The organism is Chelativorans composti (assembly GCF_039541695.1).
In the GTDB taxonomy this organism is placed as follows: Bacteria; Pseudomonadota; Alphaproteobacteria; order Rhizobiales; family Rhizobiaceae; genus Chelativorans; species Chelativorans composti.
The window spans coordinates 38049-58663 of sequence record NZ_BAABGS010000070.1; the positions used below are offsets into that span (position 1 = coordinate 38049).

Consider the following 20615-nt stretch of genomic DNA (forward strand, 5'->3'; position numbering starts at 1 on the left):
ATAAAATTATGTTGTTCGATTGTACGTACAATAATGCTGAAGTTGGCAAATGGACACGAGCGCTGTGTTGGGAATCGCGGAGAGAATCGACCGGATCGTCACGACGGATGTCGGGGCGCGGCGGGTCATCGATCCTCTCTACCAATGGGCCCGCGCGCGCCAGGGGCGGCCCCTCTGCCTGCTGGCGGCGGAAAAACTGCTTGAACGCGCCGCGAAGGGAAAGCCGGTTCTGATCGCCACAGGCTGGCCCGACCGTCCCAACGTCAGTGTCTCGATCGCCGAGAGTGACGGCCCCGTTGGTGCTGCCGCTCTGGCTCGAGCGCTGCACAGGGCGACGGGGGCGGTTCCCGTGATCCTCATTGAGGAGCAGCTTGTTCCGGCGATGCGGACGGTCCTGCAGGCGGCTGGATTGCGCGCGCAGGCCCTCGAGGAATGTTTTCTGGCTGCGGAGAACCGCGCTCCCATTCATGCTGCGGCGATACTTCCCCTTCCGGTTGATCCGGATGAGGCGATGCGGGCGGCAGAGGAATTCTTCCGGCGCCATGCACCCACCGCGTTCGTTTCAATTGAGAAGGGCGGCCTGAACAGCGAGGGGCGGATCAGCACGAGCCTGGGAGCGGACACCACCAGCTCTCACGGCAAGGCAGACTTCTTCATGCGCGGGGCCTTGGCTGCCGGCATGCCGGCCATCGGTGTTGGCGACGGAGGTAACGAGCTCGGCATGGGCCTCATCGCTGCGGAGATCCGGCAGCACCTGCGTCATGGCGACAAGTTCGCACCGGATCTGGTTCCTGATGTGCTCGTCGCCGCTGCTGTCTCCAACTGGGGAGCCTATGGCATCGCGGCCTGCATCGCCGCTCTCACCCAAGACATCGACAATTTTCATACCGCTACCATCGAGGAGGACATGCTCCGCGCGGCAGCCGGGGCAGGACTCATCGACGGAATGACGGGGTGGGTTGAACCCAGCGCGGACGGCATTCCACTACCCGCGCAGAAAGCCGTGGTGGAGCTGCTCCGCACGACTGTTCAGCTTGGCCTCAATCCGGGCCGCACCGAGAGTCCTCTTCTTTGACGGTTATCATCAGACGGGAAAGACCATGCCTTCCGTGAAGATCATCTGCCCGAACGGGCACCTTGGATTTGCTCCATCAAAACCCGAGAGCTTTGCGCTGGGTATTGCGCAAAATCCGGATTTCATAGCTGCGGACTCCGGCAGTGACGACATCGGGCCGGGACCATTGGGCAGCGACACGTCGACGAGTCCTGTCGCGTGGCAGACGCACGACCTGGAAATGATGCTCTTGGCGGCACGCAAACTGAAGGTGCCGATGATCATCGGCTCAGCGGGCGACACAGGCACCAACAGCCGCGTGGACCTTTATGTACAGATCATCAAGGATCTGGCCCGCAAGCACAATCTCGCGCCGTTCAAGCTTGGCTACTTCTATTCCGAGCTGGACAAGTCCTTCATCCGGGAAAAGCTTGAAGCCGGCGAAGTGATCGAGGGTCTAGACGGGAGGTCCCCCCTGACGCTGGAGCAGCTCGATTGCACCGACAGGATCGTCGCTGTCGCTGGCGTCCACCCCTACATGAAGCTCCTCGAGGAAGGGGCTGACGTGATAATCGGTGGCCGCTCCAGCGACTGTGCCATTTTCGCCGCCGCCGCCCTGCACAAGGGGTGCAGCGAAGCCGACTCCTACTTCCTGGGCAAGGTTCTGGAATGTGCCTCCTTCTGCGCCGAGCCCTATGGCGGCAAGGAGACGGTCCTGGGCCGGATCGACGGGGAGGGGGTTGCCGTTACGGCCATGCACCCCGATCAGCGGTGCACGATCGCTTCCGTTGCCGGACATGCCATGTATGAGCGGTCGAACCCCTATTTCGAGTACTTCGCCGGCGGTCATCTCGACATGACCAACTGCAGGTACACCCAGCTTGACGAGAAGACGACCTATGTAACCGGCCAGACCTATCATTCGGCAAAGGAGCTGCGCATCAAGCTGGAAGGCGCGGGCAAGATCGGCGAGCGCTATGTCGGCATCGCCGCGATCCGGGACCCGTACACGATCGCCAATATCGATGCCGTGATCGCCTGGGCCCGCCAGCAGGTCGAGGCACGTTTCGGCAGGACGGGATATGAACTGCATTATGCCGTCTACGGCAGGAATGGCGTGATGGGGGCTCTGGAGGCTGTCCGCACGCCGGCCCACGAACTGTGCATTCTGGTCCAGGGCGTGGCACCCACGAAGGAGCTTGCCGAGGAAATCTGCATGACCGGAACCAGGCAGATGTTCTATGCTCGTCTGCCGAACGTGAAGGGAACCGCGGGAGGTGTTGCTTTCCCCCTCGATGAGGTGATGCCTGCTTCTCCCGCTTATGAGTGGACCTTGAATCACACTATTCGTGCCGGGGATCCTCTTGAATTCTTCCCGACCCATACGATCCTTGTGCAATAAGGGGGGAGCCGATGCGTAACACGATTCCGCTTTCCGAACTGGCCAAGACCATCCGCAGCAAGAATGCGGGCGTCGATAAGATCACGTTTGACATCATCTTCACGGACAGGTCTGCCTACGACCTGGTGCGCAAGTCTGGCGTCCTCACCCGCAAGACCATTGCCCAGCTGTATAACATTCCGGAGAAGAGGATCTCAGATTTCGTCGAGTTTGACCCAGCCATGGCCATCAAGTTCACCATCTACAGGGAGCGGCCAAGCGGCAGTCCCGGCGACAGCGACATCTTCGGCTCGCAGCAATATGCGCCGCTGCTGGATATCGGTGTTCCGAGTAGCCTCGATGAGTGACGGCTCACGTACGTTGTCGGTCCGGCGGCACCGAGCGCCGGGGTGACGGCGGTCAGTCTGTCATGATTGGAACGGGAAACGGTCAAATGCCATCCGACACTGCATCCAGTGCTGTCGAGCGACGGTTTGAGCGAATAGACCGTCTTGTCACCATCGACTTTCCCCGGCGGGGTGTCATAGGCCTGCTTTACGAGGCGGCGCGCGAGGAGTTGGGACGTCCTCTCTGTCTCCACGCTGCGGAAATGCTGAAGAACGGGCTTTCGGCTGGCCGGGTCGTCCTGATCGCCACCGGCTGGCTCGACCGTCCCCACGTCAGCCTGAGTATTGCCGAAACCGATGGTCCGCCCGGGGCTGCAGTACTGGCGAGGGCACTGCACGTCGGGCTGGGCGCCATTCCCGTTGTTCTCGTCGAGGAGGAAATTCTCGGGCCGATGACATCGGTCATGCATGCCGCCGGCCTGCGGTGCGTGGCGCCAGACGAGGCCCTGATGGCGGCGGGCGGATCGGGCGCCCTTCACCCTGCCTCGGTGATTGCTCTTCCCAAGGAGCGGCGCGAAGCCGAGCGTCTCGCCGTAAATCTCTTGGACAGGCTCGATGTCGGCGCGTTTGTCGCCATCGAAAAGGGTGGCGAGAACCGACGCGGGCGGATCCGCACCAGTCGCGGCGCCGACACCACGGACGCGCTGGGCAAGGCCGACGCGGTGCTCGAAGCCTGCCGCGCCAGAGGGGTCCCCACTCTCGGCATCGGCGATGGTGGCAACGAGATCGGCATGGGCCTGATCCATGAGCGGCTGGCCGGCAGGCTCAGGAATTCCATTGGCTCCGATGGCACCAGCGATGACGGTGTCGTTCCGGTTAACAGGACAGACGCGCTCGTCGCAGCCACCGTATCCAACTGGGGCGCCTATGGCGTGGCCGCGGCGCTGGCCATGTTGCTCGACCGGCCAGGCGTCCTGCACACCGTCGAAACGGAGCAGCGAATCTTGGAGGCCTGCGCGGCTGCGGGCTTCATTGACGGTGTGACGGGGTATGTGGGTCCATCGGCGGATGGGTTGAGCCTCGACGTGCATCTCAACCTCGTGCGTCTGCTTAGGACATTTGTCAATGACGGGGTGAATACCGCGGCATGGCGCAACTATCCGGACAGATTGGAGAAACTGGCTGCCGAGAGAGGGAAAGATGCTCGCTGAGCGGCAGGATACGCCTGACCTGAGTCTCTACGAATGCATAGATCGGCTGCTGTCGATCGATTTTCCTGAACGTGAAGTGATCGACATCGCCTACCGGGCGTTCAGGGAATACTATGGCCTGCCGCTCACCTATCTCGCAGCCAGGGCGCTGGCCAGTGTGGAGCGGGGGCAGCTGGTTCTGATTGCCACCGGCTTTGTCAATCGACCCAAGGTGGACACGATCATTGCCGAGTCCGACGGGCCGGTTGGCGCAGCGGTGCTTGCGAGAGCCGTTCATGTCGGGCTTGGCGCTGTTCCGGTGCTCCTCGTCGAGGAACAGATTATACCGGCCATGATCCGTATCCTGCACAGCTGCGGCCTGCGGGTTCTGGACCTTCCAAATGCGAAGAAATGCGCGGATCCTTCTGTCACGATGGACGCGGCGGCAATTCTCGCATCGCCGACCGACTGGTCTGCCGCTGAAGAACAGGCCCGGACGCTGCTGCACCAGGAGTCTGTTGGCGCGTTCATTGCCATCGAGAAGGGGGCGAGCAATCCGCAGGGCGAGATCCTCTTCAGTCGCGGGCGCATCTGCACGCCCACGGTGGGGAAGATCGATCCCTTGGTCCGGCTTTGCCGCGAGCGAGGCATTCCCACCATCGGCATCGGTGATGGCGGTAATGAAATGGGGATGGGGAACGCGGGCGGCATTCTCCGCACCCTGCTCGAATATGGCGATCCCAAGTACAACGGCGGCATCGTGCCGGCGCAGGAAACGGATTACGTGATACCGGCCACCGTCTCGAACTGGGGTGGGTACGGGCTGGCGGCCGCACTGGCTGGCCTGCTGCGTAACCCGTCCATCATGCATGACGAGGCGACCGAAAGGCGCATGCTGGCGGCAAGTTCTTTCGAGGGCTTGATCGATGGCGTCACCGGCACCACGGGCACGTCGTCAGACGGTCTGTCCGAGGATGTGCATGCCGCCATCGTGGGGCTGCTGCGCACGCTGGCAGGTGACGGGCTGGACGATATAGACTGGCCCGGAAGGGACGCTTCCCGGTCCGGTGACAGATCTTAGTCTGTCTGGCTCCTGAATCGATCCTATTGCCAACGTCTCTCGCCGTGCACAGCCCTCTGAACCGTTGGGTATCCGGACGATGCGCTGAACAGTCAGCAGGCGATAGCCGCGATCCTGATGGCAGGGAGAGCTCTGTGCGGGCGGTTCCAGGAAGAAGCGCCGACCGAATATCCTGGAAGTTGCAAGAATTCCTTTGGTGATGGTTCAACAGATGGGGAGTGTGGCCAATATTTATATTGTTCGTACATTCGGATGATGGTATGGATATTTGCAGGGGAACATAACCGCGGAAAATCCGCAAGTAGCCACGATTTCAGGAGGAGAAATGCAGGCCCATTCTCCGCTGCTTTATCTTTTCGACCGGGCAGATCGCTGCAACATCTGCTCTGATCCCGCCTGGTTAATCTTGACGGGCTTGCCGGAATACCAGGGTCGGTAATGATCATTTCATCAACGGATGCATGTGAAAGCAACGGCCTCGCCGTCTCGTCGCCCTCCCAGGGGGAGCCCATACTCGATGTGCGCGATCTTTCCGTTCGGTTCGGCTCCGTCAGGGCGGTGACCAATGTCTCCTTCAGGGTGTCCAGAGGCGAGTTCTTTGGCATCGTCGGAGAATCCGGTTCGGGGAAGAGTATTACCGCCCGTTCGATCATAAAGCTGCTGCCGCCCTCCGCACGGGTTGAGGGCCGGATTACCTTCGAGGGGACGGACATCCTTTCCGCTTCTCCCGACGAGCTGCGCCAGCTCCGCGGTTCGGGGATCGGTTTCGTTTTTCAGGATGCCGTTGCCGCACTCGACCCAGTTTATACGATCGGATATCAGCTGGTCGAGGCTTGCCGAGCAAAGATGCCGGGGGTGTCGGCCTCACAGGCGCACAGCCGTGCGCTTTCCCTGCTCGCCGAAGTGGGAATTTCGGATCCGGAGCGTTGCCTCGCAAGTTACCCCCATCAGCTGTCGGGGGGCATGAAACAGCGCGTCGTCATCGCGGCCGCGCTGATCGCCGATCCGCAGCTCATCATTGCTGACGAGCCCACGACCGCGCTCGACGTAACCGTCCAGAAGCAGGTCCTCGAACTGCTGCAGAAGATTGCGGCGGCCCGCGGCGCTGCTGTTATTCTCATCACCCACGATCTTGGCGTGGTTGCCGAGGTGTGTGACCGTACGGCCGTCTTCTATGCCGGAACGGTCGTTGAGGAAGCTGACACCTTCACGCTTTTCAAGGAGGCGAGGCACCCCTACACCGTTGCGCTCATCGAATCCTTGCCTGTGCTTGGGGTGAGGAAGGCCTTCAAGGCGATCCCGGGGTCGCCGCCGAAGGTCGTCGAGCAGCTGGAGCAGTGTCCGTTCGCGCCGCGCTGCGACCGTGCCCTTCCTGAATGCGGCGCCCGGCTACCTCCGGAAACCGTGTCTCCCGATCACCGTTACAGATGCATCAATCCCTACACATGATGAGCTCGCCCGATATCATCACGCTGAACAATGTGCGGCGCACGTTCCGAAGCGGGCATACGTTCTCGTGGCGGCCCCGGATCGTGAAGGCCGTGGACGGCATAAGCTTTTCCGTCCGGCGCGGCGAGACCTTCGGCATCGTGGGGGAATCAGGGTCCGGCAAGAGCACGACCGCGCGCATGATCTGCGGTTTGGAACGGTTCGACTCCGGATCCATCATTGTCGATGGGATCGATGTCGGCCGTTTGCGGCGTGGTGACCGGCTGAAGTTCCGCAAGATCCTGCAGCTGGTATTTCAGGACCCTTATGCTGCTCTGAATCCTCACTGGAAGGTGGGTGATCTGATCGCCGAGGGCATGCGCGTGCATGGTATCGGAGACCGCCGCGAGAGGCGGAAGCGGGTCCTGGCTCTGCTTGACCAGTGCGGGCTGCCATCCGATGCGGCCAATCGGTATCCATTCGAGTTCTCGGGTGGTCAGAGGCAGCGCATCTGCATAGCCCGCGCCCTGGCTGTCGAGCCCAGGATCCTCGTTCTCGACGAACCGGTCTCTGCTCTGGATGTGTCCATCCAGGCACAGATTCTCATTCTTCTTCAGACGCTGCAGCGCGAGCTGGGCCTGACCTACGTGTTCATTTCCCACAACCTGGCGGTGGTCGAGCAACTGTGCGACCGGCTGATCGTGATGAAGTCGGGCCGGATCGTGGAAACCGGCCCGACGGAAGAGGTCATCCATTATCCGTCGCACGAATACACCCGCACCCTCGTCGAGGCCACGCCAATCCCTGAACCCTCGAGACGTCGGCGTCCTGCACATGTGTAACTTCCGAAAGAGCCATGAGGTCTGCAGATGAAAGTAGCTTCTTTGATTATCGGAGCAATCGCAGCAATCGGCATTGGCAGTAGCGCGCTTGCTCAGCAATCGAGGCTGGTAGTCGGCCAATCGGACAAGCCTGCCCTCATCAATCCGCTCCAGGTGCCTGCGGGCGGCCGAGAGACAAGAGCCATCAAACGCCAGATCTTTGACGCGCTTGTGGTTCAGGGTAACTCGCTGCAGCCGCAGCCGCAGCTTGCCAAATCCTGGGAGGTCAAGGATGGCACGGTATGGACTTTCCACCTGCGCGATGATGTGACCTTCCATAACGGCGAGCCGTTTGACGCCGAGGCCGCAAAGTTCAATCTCGACATGATCATTGCGCCCGACAGCAAGTCCGCCTGGCATTCGCAGCTCAGCTCCCTCATCGAGAAGGTAGAGGTCATTGGGCCGTATACGCTGCAGGTCACGACCTTCAAGCCTGCGCCTACACTGCTGGTCATCCTGGCTTTCCAGGAGATGGTGGCGCCCAAGTACTACATGGAGAAGGGGCCCGAAGGTTTCGAGGCCGCGCCCGTCGGCACTGGTCCGTTCAAGTTCGTGAGCCGCGACGGCAGCACCGTGACCCTTGCGCGTAACGAAAATTACTGGGGTGGCGCGCCGCAGATATCAGAGCTTGTCTTCAAGACCATTCCCGAGGTGTCTTCACGCATAGCCGCGCTCAAGGCCGGAGAGATCCACATCGCCGACAGGATTCCGAACGATCTGACCGATGAGCTGACGGGGAACGTGAAGCCGGCGGTAGCTTCCGGCACGCGCATCTACTTCCTGGGCATGAACGTCGACCAGGATCCGTTCAAGGATCCGGAAGTGCGCCGGGCCGTTTCCAAGGCCATTGACCGCGACCTGATGGTGTCCGCGCTATACAAGGGGCAGGCGCGTCCGCTGAACCAGCCCGCGTTCCCCGAAATGTTCGGGTATCAGGCTTCCATTGAAGGCGTCACCTACGATCCCGAGGCTGCCAAGGCGGTTCTGTCCTCGGTTACCACGCCCATTCGGATCGACGTCCGCCAGGCCGACCTCATGCTGGCACAGGCCACCCAGGGTTTCCTTTCCCAGGCGGGGTTGAAGGCGGAAGTCCAGGTGGTCGAGGATTCGGCATTCAATGACAGTATCCAGAGTGGCCGCAGCCAGGCCTATGTCAGCTCCTGGGGCGTTGCCGAGGGCGATCTGGATGCCATTCTCTACCGTCACTTCTGGAGCGGTCGTGGCGCAACCAGTCGCTACACCAACTACGAGAATCCGGAGCTTGACGAGCTGTTCGCTGCCGCCCGCGGCACCACCGATCAGAACGAGCGCCTGGCTCTCTACGCCAAGGTTATCGAGATCTTGAACAACGACGCGCCTTGGGCGCCGCTCGTCAACCCCTCGGAGGTCTACGGTGTGTCGGCGAATCTCTCCGGCTGGGAGCCGCAGTCCACGGGTCTTTACTTCATGACGACCGCGACGCTGAAGTAGGCGCGAAATACCCTTTCGACCGGCAGCACGAGTGTTGCCGGTCCTACCAGCAGTATCGGCAAGACCGGATTATGCTCAAGCTCATCCTCTACAGATTTGGCCAGGCAGTAGTCGTCCTCCTGTTCGTTTCGGCCATTGTGTTTTTCCTGATCAGGCTTACGCCGGGCGATCCCGTCGATATTTTCCTTGGCGAGCAGAATGTCAGTCCGGAGCAGCGGCAAGCCTACCGTCGTGCCCTTGGCCTGGATCAGTCGATCTTTGTCCAGTACCTCAATTTTCTCTGGAATGCCGTTCAGGGCGATCTTGGTCAGTCCATCTATGAGAGGGCGAGCGTCAGCAGTCTCGTTTTCAATGCGTTTCTTGCCACGGCGGAGCTGGCCGTCGTGGGGGTGCTGATCGCGGTTGCGATGGGCGTGCCGGCCGCACTGGTGGCGGCGATGAACCATAACCGGCTGAGCGACCGGTTTCTGAGCGCCGGTGCCTTGCTTGGGTTTTCCATTCCCACCTTCTGGCTGGGCATCATCCTCATCCTGGGGCTTTCTGTGCACCTCGGCCTGTTCCCGACGGGCGGACGCATTGGTGGTGACGTGGCGCTCCAGAAGATCACGGGATTCGTCATTCTCGACTCGATTCTCACCGGCAATCTCCGGGCTCTCGGATCGGGCCTCCTGCACATTGCCCTGCCGGCGCTGACGATCGCCGTGGCCCTCGCAGCCTCGGTGATGCAGGTGCTGCGGGGCAGTCTGATTGCCGTCAAGGAAGAAGAGTTCATCTACGCGCTGCGATCGCGGGGCCTCACGCAGGACGTGATATACCGGCACATGTTGCGCAATGCCGCTCCTCCCACCGTGATCATTCTCGGCGTGAAGCTGGGAGGCCTTCTGGGCGGCGCCATCATTACCGAATCCGTCTTTTCCTGGCCTGGGTTGGGGCGGCTCATCATCGATGCCATCCGTGCCCGGGACTATCCATTGGTGCAGGGTGGGGTGCTGCTTATGGCCATGGCCTTCGTGATCGTCAGCCTGATCACGGACATCATTCACATCCTGTTGGATCCCCGGATACGGGATGGGAGGGAAGGAAAATGATCATCCGTCGGTTTCCGGCAGGCGCCTGGATTGCGGCCCTGGTCTGCGCGGTTTTCGTGTTCGTCGGCGTGTTCGGTTCCTGGCTCGCGCCGAAAGATCCGAACTTCCAGAACCTGCTGACACGCCTCCTGCCTCCATTTTCGCCGGGGCACCCGCTGGGCACGGACGCCCTTGGGCGTGACGTGCTCTCGCGCCTGATTGCCGGAGCGCAGGTACCGCTGATTGTCTCGATGACGGCCGTTCCCCTGTCGATCCTGATCGGCGTGGCGGTGGGTCTGATCAGCGGCTATGTCGGTGGCGCTGTCGACGCCATACTGATGCGCCTGACCGATGCCTGGCTTGCCTTTCCCTTCATCCTGCTGGCCATTGCGTTCGTTGCGGTTCTGGGGCCCGGAATCGAGAACCTGATCATTGCCCTGGTCGCGAGCCACTGGGCCATCTATGTGCGGCTCGTCCGGGGGCAGGTCCTTTCCCTGCGCGAGCGCGAATTCGTCACGTCGGCGCGTATGCTGGGCGTAAGCGATGTGCGAATTGCCGTGCAGCATATTCTCCCGGCGGTGTGGCCGTCGGTGATCATTGTGGCCACGCTGGAGGTGGGCGTCGTGATCGTCACGGAGGCCTCGCTCTCCTTCCTGGGGCTCGGAGTCTCGGCCGCCCAGCCCACCTGGGGAGCGATGCTTTCCGAAGGTCGGGCCTATATCTCCTCGGCCTGGTGGCTCGCGACCCTGCCGGGCATCGTGATTTCCATCGTTGTTCTGGCCATCAACTACCTCGGCAACATCCTGCGGGATCTTCTGGATCCGCGCAGCAGCGTTGCCATGGTGGCCTGATCAATGTCCGCGTTTCCCCGCACGGAGGCTCATGTGAACAAGAACAATTCCGACTGGCTGTTGCGAGGCAACATCCGCCGCATGACGGTCATGGTCCCTGTTCGCGACAGGGTTCGTCTGGCCACAGATGTTTACATTCCTGCGGCAAGAAGGGCCTCCGGACCGACAATCGTCAAGCGCACCCCCTACGACCGAAGAAATGTGGACAATCTCCGCTTGGCGTCTGCGCTGGCGGCAAGCGGCTACAACGTGGTGCTGCAGGACACGCGCGGCCGGGGCGATTCCGAAGGATCCTTCCAGCACTACATAGCCACGCCGCACGAAGGCGAGGACGGATACGACCTTCTGGAGTGGATCTGCGCCCAGGACTGGTCCGATGGGACTGTCGGCACCACTGGGTTTTCCTACACCGGCTCCAACCAGCAGGCGTTGGCGATCATGCAGCATCCTGCGCTGAAATCGCAGGTGATCCTGGATGCGGGCATCAACTACTTTAAGAGCACGGTGCGCGAGAAGGGCGCCTTCGTCCCGGGCCAGCTTGCCACCTATGCCTTGCGTATGGCCCTGACCTCTCCGGAGGCGAGGCGTGACCCGCTGGTTCGCGCCCGCCTCGAGCAGGCAGCCAGGAATGCCCCGCAATGGTTTTCGCGCCTGCCGTGGCGAAAGGGCGATACGCCCGTCTCGGCCTTGCCTGGGTACGAGGACTGGCTGCTTTTCGCCCAGAACACGCCAGGGGAGGACGAGCGCTGGCGCAATCCCCAGATGAACATCGAGGCGCATATCGAAAAGTACCCGGATATCCCTGTGCTGATGGTCAGCAGCTGGTATGGACATCACGTCTGGTCCACTTTCCGGAAGCTGGAATATTTCTCCCGCCACGCGTCCCCGAAGCGTGTCATCATCGGCACCTGGATTCACGCCGATCCCTATGGCGAGATGCCGTTCTCGGGCGATGTCTCGTTCGGCCCCGCGGCAAGCCTGAACATGACGGAGATTCAGAAACGGTGGTTCGATGCCACGCTGCGCGGCATCGACCGGGAGGAACTGGAGGCCTCCCCCCGCATCGCCTACTTCGTGATGGGCGGAGGCAGCGGCAGGCGTGATGCTTCCGGACGCCTGGAACATGGCGGCGCCTGGCGTTTTGCTGCGGCCTGGCCGCCAGGAGGCGGGCAGGACCTGAAGCTGTTCCTTGCGGCTTCCGGATCGCTCGAGCACGGCAATGGCCCAGCGCGGAGTGAAAGACGGACGATCAGCATCGATCACGAGGCTCCCGTCCCCACGGTTGGAAGCTCCATCCGGAATCCCGATATCATGCCGGGCTTCCTGAGCTCGGGGGCGTGCAATCAGGTGGAGCGCCCCGACGTCCATCGTTCACCGGGAACCGGGCTGCCGCTTTCCAGCCGTCATGACGTCGCAGTCTTCCGCACCGAGCCGTTCGGGAAGCCGGTGGAAATGACCGGACCGGTCTTTGTCACGCTCTGGATCACGGCAAGCGCCCCCGCCTGTGATCTTTCGGTCAAGATCGTCGACGAATATCCGCCGAGCGCCGACTGGCCGGATGGATTTGCCATGAACATCGCCGAGCATTACCAGCGCTTCGCGTCCTGGACCTCGGAGCTGCCCGCCGATGACGGGCAGCCCAGGAGAGTTGAAATCGGTCCGCTCCATCTGTCGAATGTTTTTGGTGTCGGTCACAGGCTGCGCCTGCAGGTCGCCAATACGAACTGGCCGCGCTTTGACATCAACCCGGAAGCGCCCCGTTATGTGAAATTCTCGATCTGGTGTGGCGGCGAGACCCCCTCCTGCATTTCCGGGACGGGAGTTCTGCGCAGCCCCGCAGGCTCCAGTAATGCTGATCAGGAGGGCGCATGACGAATAGCGGATCAGTCGGCCAGAATGAAGCCGTTTTCCTGCGCGGCAACGCCTACGAAAGGGGGCGAGAACAGGCAGCAGCGGGGAACATCGACCTTGCTGCCGTCAGGGCCTCAACGGTGGGGCGGATTGAGAAGGCCCGCAACGACGGCCTGCTGGACGGGCGGGCCGAAAGCTATCTCCGTCAGCAGTGGGAGTTTCACGAGGCGCAGGACGCAGAGCTGCTTCAGGAAGTGCGCGGCATCGCCGAGGCCTTTGCACTGGACCCCGGGGATTTGTTCGCCCATTTGCACTTCGCGCTGCTGGAAAGGTTGAAGCAAACCGGTTCCCGGGAGACAGACGGTTGCAGCACATGGGCGGCGTCGGCCAGCGCCGACGGTCCTCTTCTGGCGAAGAACCGGGATACCTCTGGCCCCGACTACGGAACGCAGCGGGTGTTCTTCCACGAGGGACCGGATGTGGGGGCCGGCACCATGCTCTGCATAGGCAGTCTCGGCAACCCGGGTGCCTATTCCAGCGGGATAAACGCGTGGGGCTTTGTGGTCGCGGACACGCATGTCATCCCCCCCTCGGTCAATGTGGGGTGGCACCGCTATTTCCTCATGACAAAACTCCTCATGACATGCAGAACCGTCGGGGAGGCCCTCGGGATTATTGAAGGAACTGTGCACGCAGGCGGGGGAACCCTGATGCTCGCGGATAGCGAGGGTGGTGTGGCCGCGGTGGATTTCTCTGGCCCCAGGGCCTACGTCACGCGAGGAACTGTTTGCTGGAGGACCAACCATTATCCGGGCACCGGGGAAGCCCCCGTTGCCGATGCGGTTGATGCAAGTTCCACCCGGCGGTTCGCATTTCTCGAGAGGGAATTGCCGGGGCGTTTCTGGTCCGTCGACGATGCCAAAGCACTGATGGCCAGTCATGTTGCGGAAGGGCCCGGATCTCTTTGTCAGCACAGGGAAAAGGCTGGCAGCGTAACCCTGTCCACGGCAATCTATGCCTGCCGCTCCCGCAAGCTCACCTTCAGCCATGGCAACCCGTGTTCGGCACACTGGGGCGCCTACGAACTCGAGGCGCGGTGATGCCGGCTGTATTGACGCGCTGAGTCGCACATGCCGGGTCTGGCGCTTGGGGTGAGACTGGCGATCAGCATGCGGACCGGCAGGCGCCCGCATGGCGCGACCGGTTTATTCTGCGGCTGACGGTGCCTGATCAGGCCAGCGTTCCGGCCGGTCGGGCCGGAGCCGGGGTGCAGATGGACGGCGTCCAGGCTGCTTACGTGAGCCCGAAGGAATGCTCCGGTCCGCTGAGGGCCCGATGGCTGCCTGTGATTGCCGCAAGCGGTTCCCGGTCGGGAGAGATGATCTCGAGCACCAGCGGACCCGTCCACCCGATGCCTGACAGCGCCTTGCAGATCGGAGAAAAGGCGATCTCTCCCCTGCCGATCATGTCGTGCCGCCAGACCTGTCGTCCTGTGTCCGAGAAGTGGATGATCTGCAGGTGGTTCCGGAGGAGCCGGATGCCTTCGACCGGATCCTCGCCGACGAAGTGAGCATTGGCAGCATCATAGCAGATGCCAAGGTTAGGATGGGGGCCGATGGCCTCCATGAATTCGAGAAGGTCGGCCGCCCGTGGCAGGGCGGCAATGGGCAGGTTTTCGATCGCGAGGACGACGCCTTCGCTCTTCGCCACCGGCAGCAGCGCGGCCAGGGCGTCGAGCAACCATTGCCTCAGCATGTCGCGGGGTGCGGGAAAGAGCGGGCTGACGCGCCCGGGCGCCACCACGATCCGCCGGGCACCGATGGCCCCGGCGAGGCGGATCTGCCGGATGAAGAGGTCCAGCGTGTACGACCGCATCTCCGGCATCGCCGAGGCGAGGTTTTGGTCCAGGCTCGGCATGTTCAGCGCATGCAGAACGATGCTCCTGTCCCGAACCTGCGCCGCCAGGTTGCGTGCCTCCGCACTTTGCGGATCGAGACTCATGTGCGGAGGCTGCAGCATCAGCTCGAATTCCCGGTAGCCGTTGCTGGCCAGGATCGCCACCGCCTCGTCGGCGCGATGGCTCCAGAGATAGCCATAGGTGTTGATGGCAGGCGGCCGTTCCATGGCCAGCAGGTCGGTCATTCCGGGCTCCCCTTGTGCGCTTCAGAGTGTGATGCTGACCAGCCGCTCCTCGGTCATTTCCTGCATGGCATAGCGGGGCCCCTCGCGGCCGAACCCGCTTTCCTTGGATCCGCCGTAGGGCATCATGTCCACGCGGGCGGACGAGGTCTGATTGATATGCACGCCGCCCACCCGCAGGCCCCGGATGGCCTGGAATGCCTTCGGCAGGCTGGAGGTGAAGACACCGGTGGCAAGGCCGTAGGGCGTGCTGTTGACCCGGGCGATCGCCGCATCGAAGTCGGAATATCGTTCGAGGCACACGACCGGGCCGAACACTTCCCTGCAGCCCACTTTCATGTCTCCGCTGATATCGGCGAGCAGCGTCGGTGCGACGACGGCGCCGTTTCTCTCGCCGCCAGCGAGAAGCCGCGCTCCCTTGCTGACCGCTTCGCGGATCCATTCCTCCACACGCATGGCATCCCGCAGCGAGATCAACGGGCCGGTATTGCAGCTTGCATCGCGCGGGTCACCGAAGACGAGACTGCTCACCATGCGGGACAGGCGTTCCTCGACCTCATCCGCGATGGTCTCGTGGACCAGCAGCACCTGAACGGACGTGCACACCTGGCCGGCCTTGCGGTATCCGGCAGAGACGACCTTTGGCAGAGCGTCATCCAGATTGGCGTCCTCGGCCAGGATGGTGAATGCGATGGAGCCGAGCTCCATCTGGGTTCGCCGGAGGCCCGCCTGGGCCTGGATGAGACGGCCAACCTCGGTCGAGCCGGTGAAGGCGATGAACCGGACGCGTTCGTCCTCTATCGCCAGGCTTACCTCTTCTCCGCTGCCGTGGAAGATCTGAAGATATGCGGGCGGCAAGCCCGCTTCGACAAACAGCGAGGCAAGGAAGCACGCTGAGCGCGGCGTCTGTCCGGCGGGCTTCAGAAGAACGACATTGCCTGCTCCGAGTGCCGGCGCGATCTTGTGCGTGACGGTGTTGAGGGGAGCATTGAACGGGGTTACCGCGAGGACGATGCCGAGCGGAACGCGCAGTGTGTAGGCAAACCTGTTGCCTTGTCCAGCCGCTCCGGCAAGGGGAATGACCTCTCCGGCCAGCCTGCGCGCTTCTTCGGCCGACAGGCGGAGGGTATCGATCGTCCGCGCGATCTCGCCGTTGCAGTCCGAAACGGTGAAGCCCGTTTCCCGCTGCATGATGGCAAGGGCCTCGCTGCGCCTTGATGAGAGCAGGTCGGCAACGCCGTCCAGAATGCGACCGCGTTCATATGGCGTGAGGCGGTCGTTCTCGAATGCGGTCTGCCCCGCGTCGATCATCCGCCGGATCTGTTCCGGCGAGCTTGCCGGCACTTCCGCAAAGGGCTCCAGGGTATACTTGTCGAGAACGGTGATCCTGTTCCCTTCTCCCAGTGCCCACTCGCCAGCCAGGAGCGCGGCCACCTGGGGCAGATCTGCGGCGGAAGTGGAAACGTCAAATGGAGGTCGCATCCGGCGTCCTTTCGAAATCGGTATCCTCAGCTTCGGCCGGCCGCTCTCTGGCCGGCCGACGTGGCTATTCGTCGGTGACAGGCGTCGTGACAACGATGAAGGTCAGCTGTCCGAGGCCGGTGTTCCTGATCGAGTGCCAGCAGCCAGGCGGGATGAAGATGACGTCGTTCTTGCGTACGACCCTCTTTTCTCCATCAAGCTCCATCAGCCCTTCACCATCCAGGATGTGGTAGACCTGCTCCTGCACCTTGTGGACATGGCGTTCCACATAGGCCATCGGGGCGTATGTGGAGATGCGGTAGTCGAGGAGACCGGATCCGGTCGTGGAGGGCGCCACGAGCGCCTTCGAAAGCGCTCCGCCGAAATGGGCGGGGAACTGCTGCCACGGTTCCTCGGCGATGTTGCGGACGATGGCCCTTGTCTTTGTCATGCGGGTCTCCTTGATTTCAATCCGGCCGCCAGGCTGAGCCGAAGGCTGGTTCCTTGGGCGTGAGAGGCGGCAGCTCCCAGGTTCCCGTCGACGGAGGACGGATGTTGGCGTCGACGTGGACGTCGATCAGCACCGGACGGTTGAGCGATATCGCCTCCGCGAGCACGCCTGCGAAGTCCTCCGAGCGCGTGACCGTATAGCCGGTGACGCCCGCCGCCCGGGCCCATGCCGCGAAGTCGGGATTGTATGGGGCACCGTTCGGCCCTTGGTAGAAGGCCGTGCCGTATTCCCGGCCGTCGAAATAGCCGTACTGCAGGTCCCGGATCGCGGCCCATGCGAAGTTGTTCCAGACGATCCAAACAACGGGGATGTTGTACTCCACGGCAGTGCACAGCACGTGCGGGACCATGGTGAACCCGCCATCACCGCACACCGACACGCAGACGCGATCCGGCGCGGCGAGCTTGGCGCCCAGGATGGAGGAGGGGCCGAACCCCATACCGGAATAGCCGCACGAATTCAGCATGCTCTGCGGACGGCGGGCCTTCCAGAATTGCATGAACCAGTTGTGATGGATGCCGGCGTCGAAAGAGATGATCACGTCCTCCGGCAACACCTTCTGGCAGTCCGTAACGATCCGCTCGGGTCGGATCGGCGACTGGTGGAGCTCGAAGTTTGGACCGACATAGGCTTCCCACTCCTGACGCCAGCGCGCAATATCGGCATGCCAGGCCGCCAGGCGATTGTCGTCGGGGACGAACGAGCGCGCTTCAAGCTCCTGCAGCAGCTGCCGGACGAATGTCTTTGCATCGGCCAGAATGGCGAGATCGGGCGTATAGTTGCGTTGCGTGTCAGCTCGGCGTGAACGAGATCGACGTGGATCAGCCGTGAATGCGGGAAATTCCAAGAGTAACCGGGCTTCCAGCTTGATGCCGACCTGTCGTCGAAACGCGCGCCGATCGCCAGAACCAGGTCGGCGTGGCGGCCGGCCTGATTGGCCGGGTAGGCGCCGTTGCGCCCGATGAAGCCGAGCGAGAGGGGATCCTCCATGTCGAGCGTTCCCATCCCGTTCGGCGACGAGATGACTGGTATCCGGAGCTTGTGGACGAGTGCCGTGAGTTCCGTGCCGCCCTCCGACAGCGCCATGCCGTGCCCGACGAAAATGACTGGCCGTTTGGATGCCAGCAGCCAGTCGACGGCGGTCGCGACATCTTCGGGCGAAGCGCCGGGACGCCGCTTGCCGAAGGCGGATCCGGGCGGCTCGGGCGAAAGATCGGCTTCCTCCTGGAACAGGTTGTATGGAATGTCGAGATTGACCGGCGCCGGGCGTCCGGTTGTCATTGTTGCCGTCGCTTGGCGGATCATCAACGGCAGCTGCTCCACCCGGACGGGCTGGAAGCTCCGCTTCACGACCGGCCGGATCACCTGCGAGAAGTCGGCCTGCCCGTGCATGTTGAGTTCCTGGAACGGCGCGCGGTTGAACTGCTGCGTTGGAACGTTTGCCGTGATCGCCAGGATAGCGGAGCTGTCCGTCTGGGCGACCGCCAGTCCCATGATCTGGTTGCAGGAACCCGGCCCGGTCGAGGTAAGGGTGGCAGCGGGGCGGTGCGAGACGCGGAAGAACCCGTCTGCCATGTGCACGGCGGTCTGCTCGTGGCGTGGCGAGATCATCTTGACCTCGTCCTGCACCTCGTACAGGCAATCGATCAACCCGACAGTGCCGTGGCCGCACACGCCGAAAACATAGGGAATCTTCTCCCGCACCAGCGCTTCGGCAATATAGGTGCCGCCCTTCATCTTGCTCATGTCTCGCTACTCCTGTTTCAGGCCATTGGCCGTGTGGCGCGCTGCGGCCCAGGCAAACGTCATGGCCTGGCCGATCTGGGCGCCTGCGCCGGGATACTGGCCCCCGAATACCGACTGCATGTCACCGCCCGCTGCATAGAGGCCGTGGATCGGATCGCCCGCCTGATCCAGCACCTCGCCGTTCGTCCCGCAGACGAGGCCGCGCGCCGTCGCCAGCGGCGTCGGCCACAGGGAAACCGCGTGGAGCCTGGCCGGATTGATGGGGCCCAGACAGGGGTTTTTCAGTCTGCGGTCCGGATCGCCGTTCGACCTCTGGTAGGCGCTTTCGCCCCGGTGGAAATCTTCATCCTGTCCGCTGCGGGCAAAGCTGTTGCATCGTTCGATCGTTCTTGCCAGCGCCTCACCCGGCACGCCGATCTGTGCGGCCAGCGCTTCCGGGCTCGATGCCGCTTTGAGATATCCGCTCTCGACATAGGGCTGAAGCGACCGGGTGCGCGGACGGATGACACCGAGACCGTACCGGTGGATGAAGTCGCGGTCGACGATCATCCAGGCCGGCACCGCGTCCTCTCCGTGCCGGAACACCTCTTCACAGAAATCGTGGTAGCTGAGCGCCTCGTTTGCGAAACGCTCGCCATGGCGGTTGACGATCAGGGAACCCGGCTTGGCGCGATCAAGCGCGATATGCGGATGGACCGCGAGGCCTCCGGCGGGGCGCGACCAGAGCGAAGACGGGAACCACATCCCGTTGGAGCCTAGCGATGGTCCGAGCTGGCCTCCCGCTGCAAGGCCGAGCCTGATGGAAGTGCCACACGCGAAGGGCCCGGCAGGTGTATGGATACTGGCGGCAGGCGGCAAGTTGGCTGTGCACATCTCCGGATCGGCGGGAAAACCGCCGCCGGCAAGCACCACGCTGCGCGCGCGCGCAGGACGAACGGCTTGCCATCGAGCACGCCCCGCACACCCGAAATTTTGCCTCTGTCGGTCAGGAGTTCCCTGACATGCGCATTCGGTAACACCCGCACTCCGCGGCGCAGGGCCTCATGGAGCAGCCGTGCGACAAGGCCGTTGCCCATGACGAGGCGGGTTCCGCGCGGATAGTGGAGCCGGTCGCGCAGATGGCGCGTAAGCAGCGAAAGGCCGAGCCGCATTGCCCCAACGGAACGCTCCGCCCAGACCAGCTTTTGCGCCTCGGCTCGCGTCACCATCATGCCGCCCAGGACCGTAAGCTCTGGAATGGGGAGAGCCAGCCTGTTGAACCACTCGCCAAGCAGCTGCCCGTCAAAGGCGACAGGTTCCAGTGCCCTTCCTCCTGAGGCGGCACCCGGGTCATTGCTGCGGTAATCGGGCGCTTTCAGGTACGGCCGGAACGCAATGTTTGCGCGGCGTTCGAGGTCGAGAAGCATCCGCGGGGCATGCTCGAGGAAGGCGAGCCATCCTTCGCGGGGCGCGCGGTTGCCGATAAGATTGCCGAGATAGGTTTCCGCCGCTTCCCTGTCGGGCGGAAACCCCGCCGCGCGCATCAAATGGTTGTCCGGTATCCAGATCGTGCCGGATGAGCGTGCCGTGGTGCCGCCGATGGAGGGAGAGATTTCGAGAACGACCGCTGACAATCCTTCCAGAGCGGCGGTGAGTGCGGCCGTGAGCCCTGCCGCTCCTGAACCAAGCGCGACCAGATCGGCGTCAGCCAGCTGCGCCATACCCGGTTGCTCTGGCCCTTCGATCGACATTTCTATTGGTCCTTTACGCTCTTGCTCCTCCGACCACCAACCACTAGAGCGAAATGAGGAAGAACTCTAATATCATTTTCCGTAGGGCCTATATGGCTTGGCTATATCGATGGCCGGTCCTGGCTGCGGTCGGGGAGGGCCTGTTCCGGCCTGAACACGCTGCTCGCGGAGGAAGGCCGCGGGCCGAAATTGAGATGCCTTTCATCCCGATGCTGCGCCTGATCTTTGCTGTACCTGGCAGAGCAGCTTACCTTGGCCGCTGGTCACCGGATCGATCGCGGATACGCCGGTGCGGGGTAGAGGTCCACCGAACTAAGGCAGCTGAAATATCTGCTGGCAGCGGTGGAGTGCGGAAGCCTCGGCAAGGCCGCCGCACAGCTCGGCGTGGCCACGTCCGCACTCAGCCAGCAGATCAGCCGGCTCGAAA

The 20615-nt window shown here is 62.6% G+C and carries 20 protein-coding genes; 13 read left to right on the top strand and 7 right to left on the bottom strand.

Annotated elements, in window-relative coordinates:
* Positions 1-49 precede the first annotated feature (49 nt).
* The 12 genes from ABD906_RS12555 (at position 50) to ABD906_RS12610 (ending at position 13701) form a co-directional block, all read left to right on the top strand.
* A complete protein-coding gene (locus ABD906_RS12555; protein WP_345099751.1) occupies positions 50-1075 on the top strand; it encodes a glutamate cyclase domain-containing protein in 1026 nt (341 codons plus the stop codon).
* Positions 1076-1100: 25 nt separating this feature from the next.
* Positions 1101-2456: an acyclic terpene utilization AtuA family protein gene (locus tag ABD906_RS12560; protein WP_345099752.1), complete on the top strand. Its 1356-nt coding sequence runs from the start codon at positions 1101-1103 to the stop codon at positions 2454-2456.
* Positions 2457-2467: 11 nt separating this feature from the next.
* A complete protein-coding gene (locus ABD906_RS12565) occupies positions 2468-2803 on the top strand; it encodes a DUF4387 domain-containing protein (RefSeq protein ID WP_345099753.1) in 336 nt (111 codons plus the stop codon).
* 86 nt (positions 2804-2889) lie between these two features.
* On the top strand, positions 2890-3993 hold the full coding sequence (locus ABD906_RS12570; protein WP_345099755.1) for a glutamate cyclase domain-containing protein: 1104 nt from the start codon (positions 2890-2892) through the stop codon (positions 3991-3993).
* Complete coding sequence (locus tag ABD906_RS12575) at positions 3983-5053, top strand: glutamate cyclase domain-containing protein (RefSeq protein WP_345099756.1); 1071 nt, start codon at positions 3983-3985, stop codon at positions 5051-5053. The genes ABD906_RS12570 and ABD906_RS12575 overlap by 11 nt, the downstream gene beginning before the upstream one ends.
* Before the next feature lie 438 nt (positions 5054-5491).
* Positions 5492-6502 (top strand): ABC transporter ATP-binding protein, encoded by a 1011-nt coding sequence (locus tag ABD906_RS12580; RefSeq protein WP_345099757.1) that lies wholly within the window; start codon positions 5492-5494, stop codon positions 6500-6502.
* Positions 6499-7323, top strand: coding sequence for an ATP-binding cassette domain-containing protein (locus ABD906_RS12585; RefSeq protein ID WP_345099758.1), 825 nt, complete (start codon positions 6499-6501; stop codon positions 7321-7323). The genes ABD906_RS12580 and ABD906_RS12585 overlap by 4 nt, the downstream gene beginning before the upstream one ends.
* Positions 7324-7350: 27 nt before the next feature.
* Positions 7351-8832, top strand: a complete 1482-nt coding sequence (locus tag ABD906_RS12590; protein WP_345099759.1) for an ABC transporter substrate-binding protein — start codon at positions 7351-7353, stop codon at positions 8830-8832.
* 71 nt (positions 8833-8903) lie between these two features.
* Positions 8904-9920: an ABC transporter permease gene (locus ABD906_RS12595; protein ID WP_345099760.1), complete on the top strand. Its 1017-nt coding sequence runs from the start codon at positions 8904-8906 to the stop codon at positions 9918-9920.
* A complete protein-coding gene (locus ABD906_RS12600; RefSeq protein ID WP_345099761.1) occupies positions 9917-10750 on the top strand; it encodes an ABC transporter permease in 834 nt (277 codons plus the stop codon). Before ABD906_RS12595 ends, ABD906_RS12600 begins: the two co-directional genes overlap by 4 nt.
* Before the next feature lie 33 nt (positions 10751-10783).
* Positions 10784-12622 carry a CocE/NonD family hydrolase gene (locus tag ABD906_RS12605; protein WP_345099762.1) on the top strand — a complete coding sequence of 613 codons (1839 nt, stop codon included), beginning with the start codon at positions 10784-10786 and terminating at the stop codon, positions 12620-12622.
* A complete protein-coding gene (locus ABD906_RS12610; protein ID WP_345099763.1) occupies positions 12619-13701 on the top strand; it encodes a C45 family autoproteolytic acyltransferase/hydrolase in 1083 nt (360 codons plus the stop codon). The genes ABD906_RS12605 and ABD906_RS12610 overlap by 4 nt, the downstream gene beginning before the upstream one ends.
* A 193-nt stretch (positions 13702-13894) precedes the next feature.
* Here the strand turns inward: ABD906_RS12610 and ABD906_RS12615 are convergent, their stop codons facing one another.
* From ABD906_RS12615 to ABD906_RS12645, 7 genes are all read right to left on the bottom strand, one after another.
* A complete protein-coding gene (locus ABD906_RS12615) occupies positions 13895-14743 on the bottom strand; it encodes a sugar phosphate isomerase/epimerase family protein (protein ID WP_345099764.1) in 849 nt (282 codons plus the stop codon).
* Between the two features lie 21 nt (positions 14744-14764).
* Positions 14765-16222, bottom strand: a complete 1458-nt coding sequence (locus ABD906_RS12620; RefSeq protein ID WP_345099765.1) for an aldehyde dehydrogenase family protein — start codon at positions 16220-16222, stop codon at positions 14765-14767.
* A 64-nt stretch (positions 16223-16286) separates the two neighbouring features.
* Complete coding sequence (locus ABD906_RS12625) at positions 16287-16652, bottom strand: cupin domain-containing protein (protein ID WP_345099766.1); 366 nt, start codon at positions 16650-16652, stop codon at positions 16287-16289.
* 16 nt (positions 16653-16668) lie between these two features.
* A complete protein-coding gene (locus ABD906_RS12630; protein ID WP_345099767.1) occupies positions 16669-17253 on the bottom strand; it encodes a thiamine pyrophosphate-dependent enzyme in 585 nt (194 codons plus the stop codon).
* Positions 17250-18458 carry a thiamine pyrophosphate-binding protein gene (locus tag ABD906_RS12635; RefSeq protein ID WP_345099768.1) on the bottom strand — a complete coding sequence of 403 codons (1209 nt, stop codon included), beginning with the start codon at positions 18456-18458 and terminating at the stop codon, positions 17250-17252. Before ABD906_RS12635 ends, ABD906_RS12630 begins: the two co-directional genes overlap by 4 nt.
* Positions 18459-18464: 6 nt before the next feature.
* Positions 18465-19331: an FAD-binding protein gene (locus ABD906_RS12640; RefSeq protein WP_345099769.1), complete on the bottom strand. Its 867-nt coding sequence runs from the start codon at positions 19329-19331 to the stop codon at positions 18465-18467.
* Positions 19214-20158 carry an FAD-dependent oxidoreductase gene (locus ABD906_RS12645; RefSeq protein ID WP_345099770.1) on the bottom strand — a complete coding sequence of 315 codons (945 nt, stop codon included), beginning with the start codon at positions 20156-20158 and terminating at the stop codon, positions 19214-19216. The genes ABD906_RS12640 and ABD906_RS12645 overlap by 118 nt, the downstream gene beginning before the upstream one ends.
* A 351-nt stretch (positions 20159-20509) precedes the next feature.
* Here ABD906_RS12645 and ABD906_RS12650 point away from each other — a divergent pair.
* A partial coding sequence (locus ABD906_RS12650; protein WP_345099773.1) for a LysR family transcriptional regulator occupies positions 20510-20615 on the top strand: 106 nt, incomplete at its 3' end.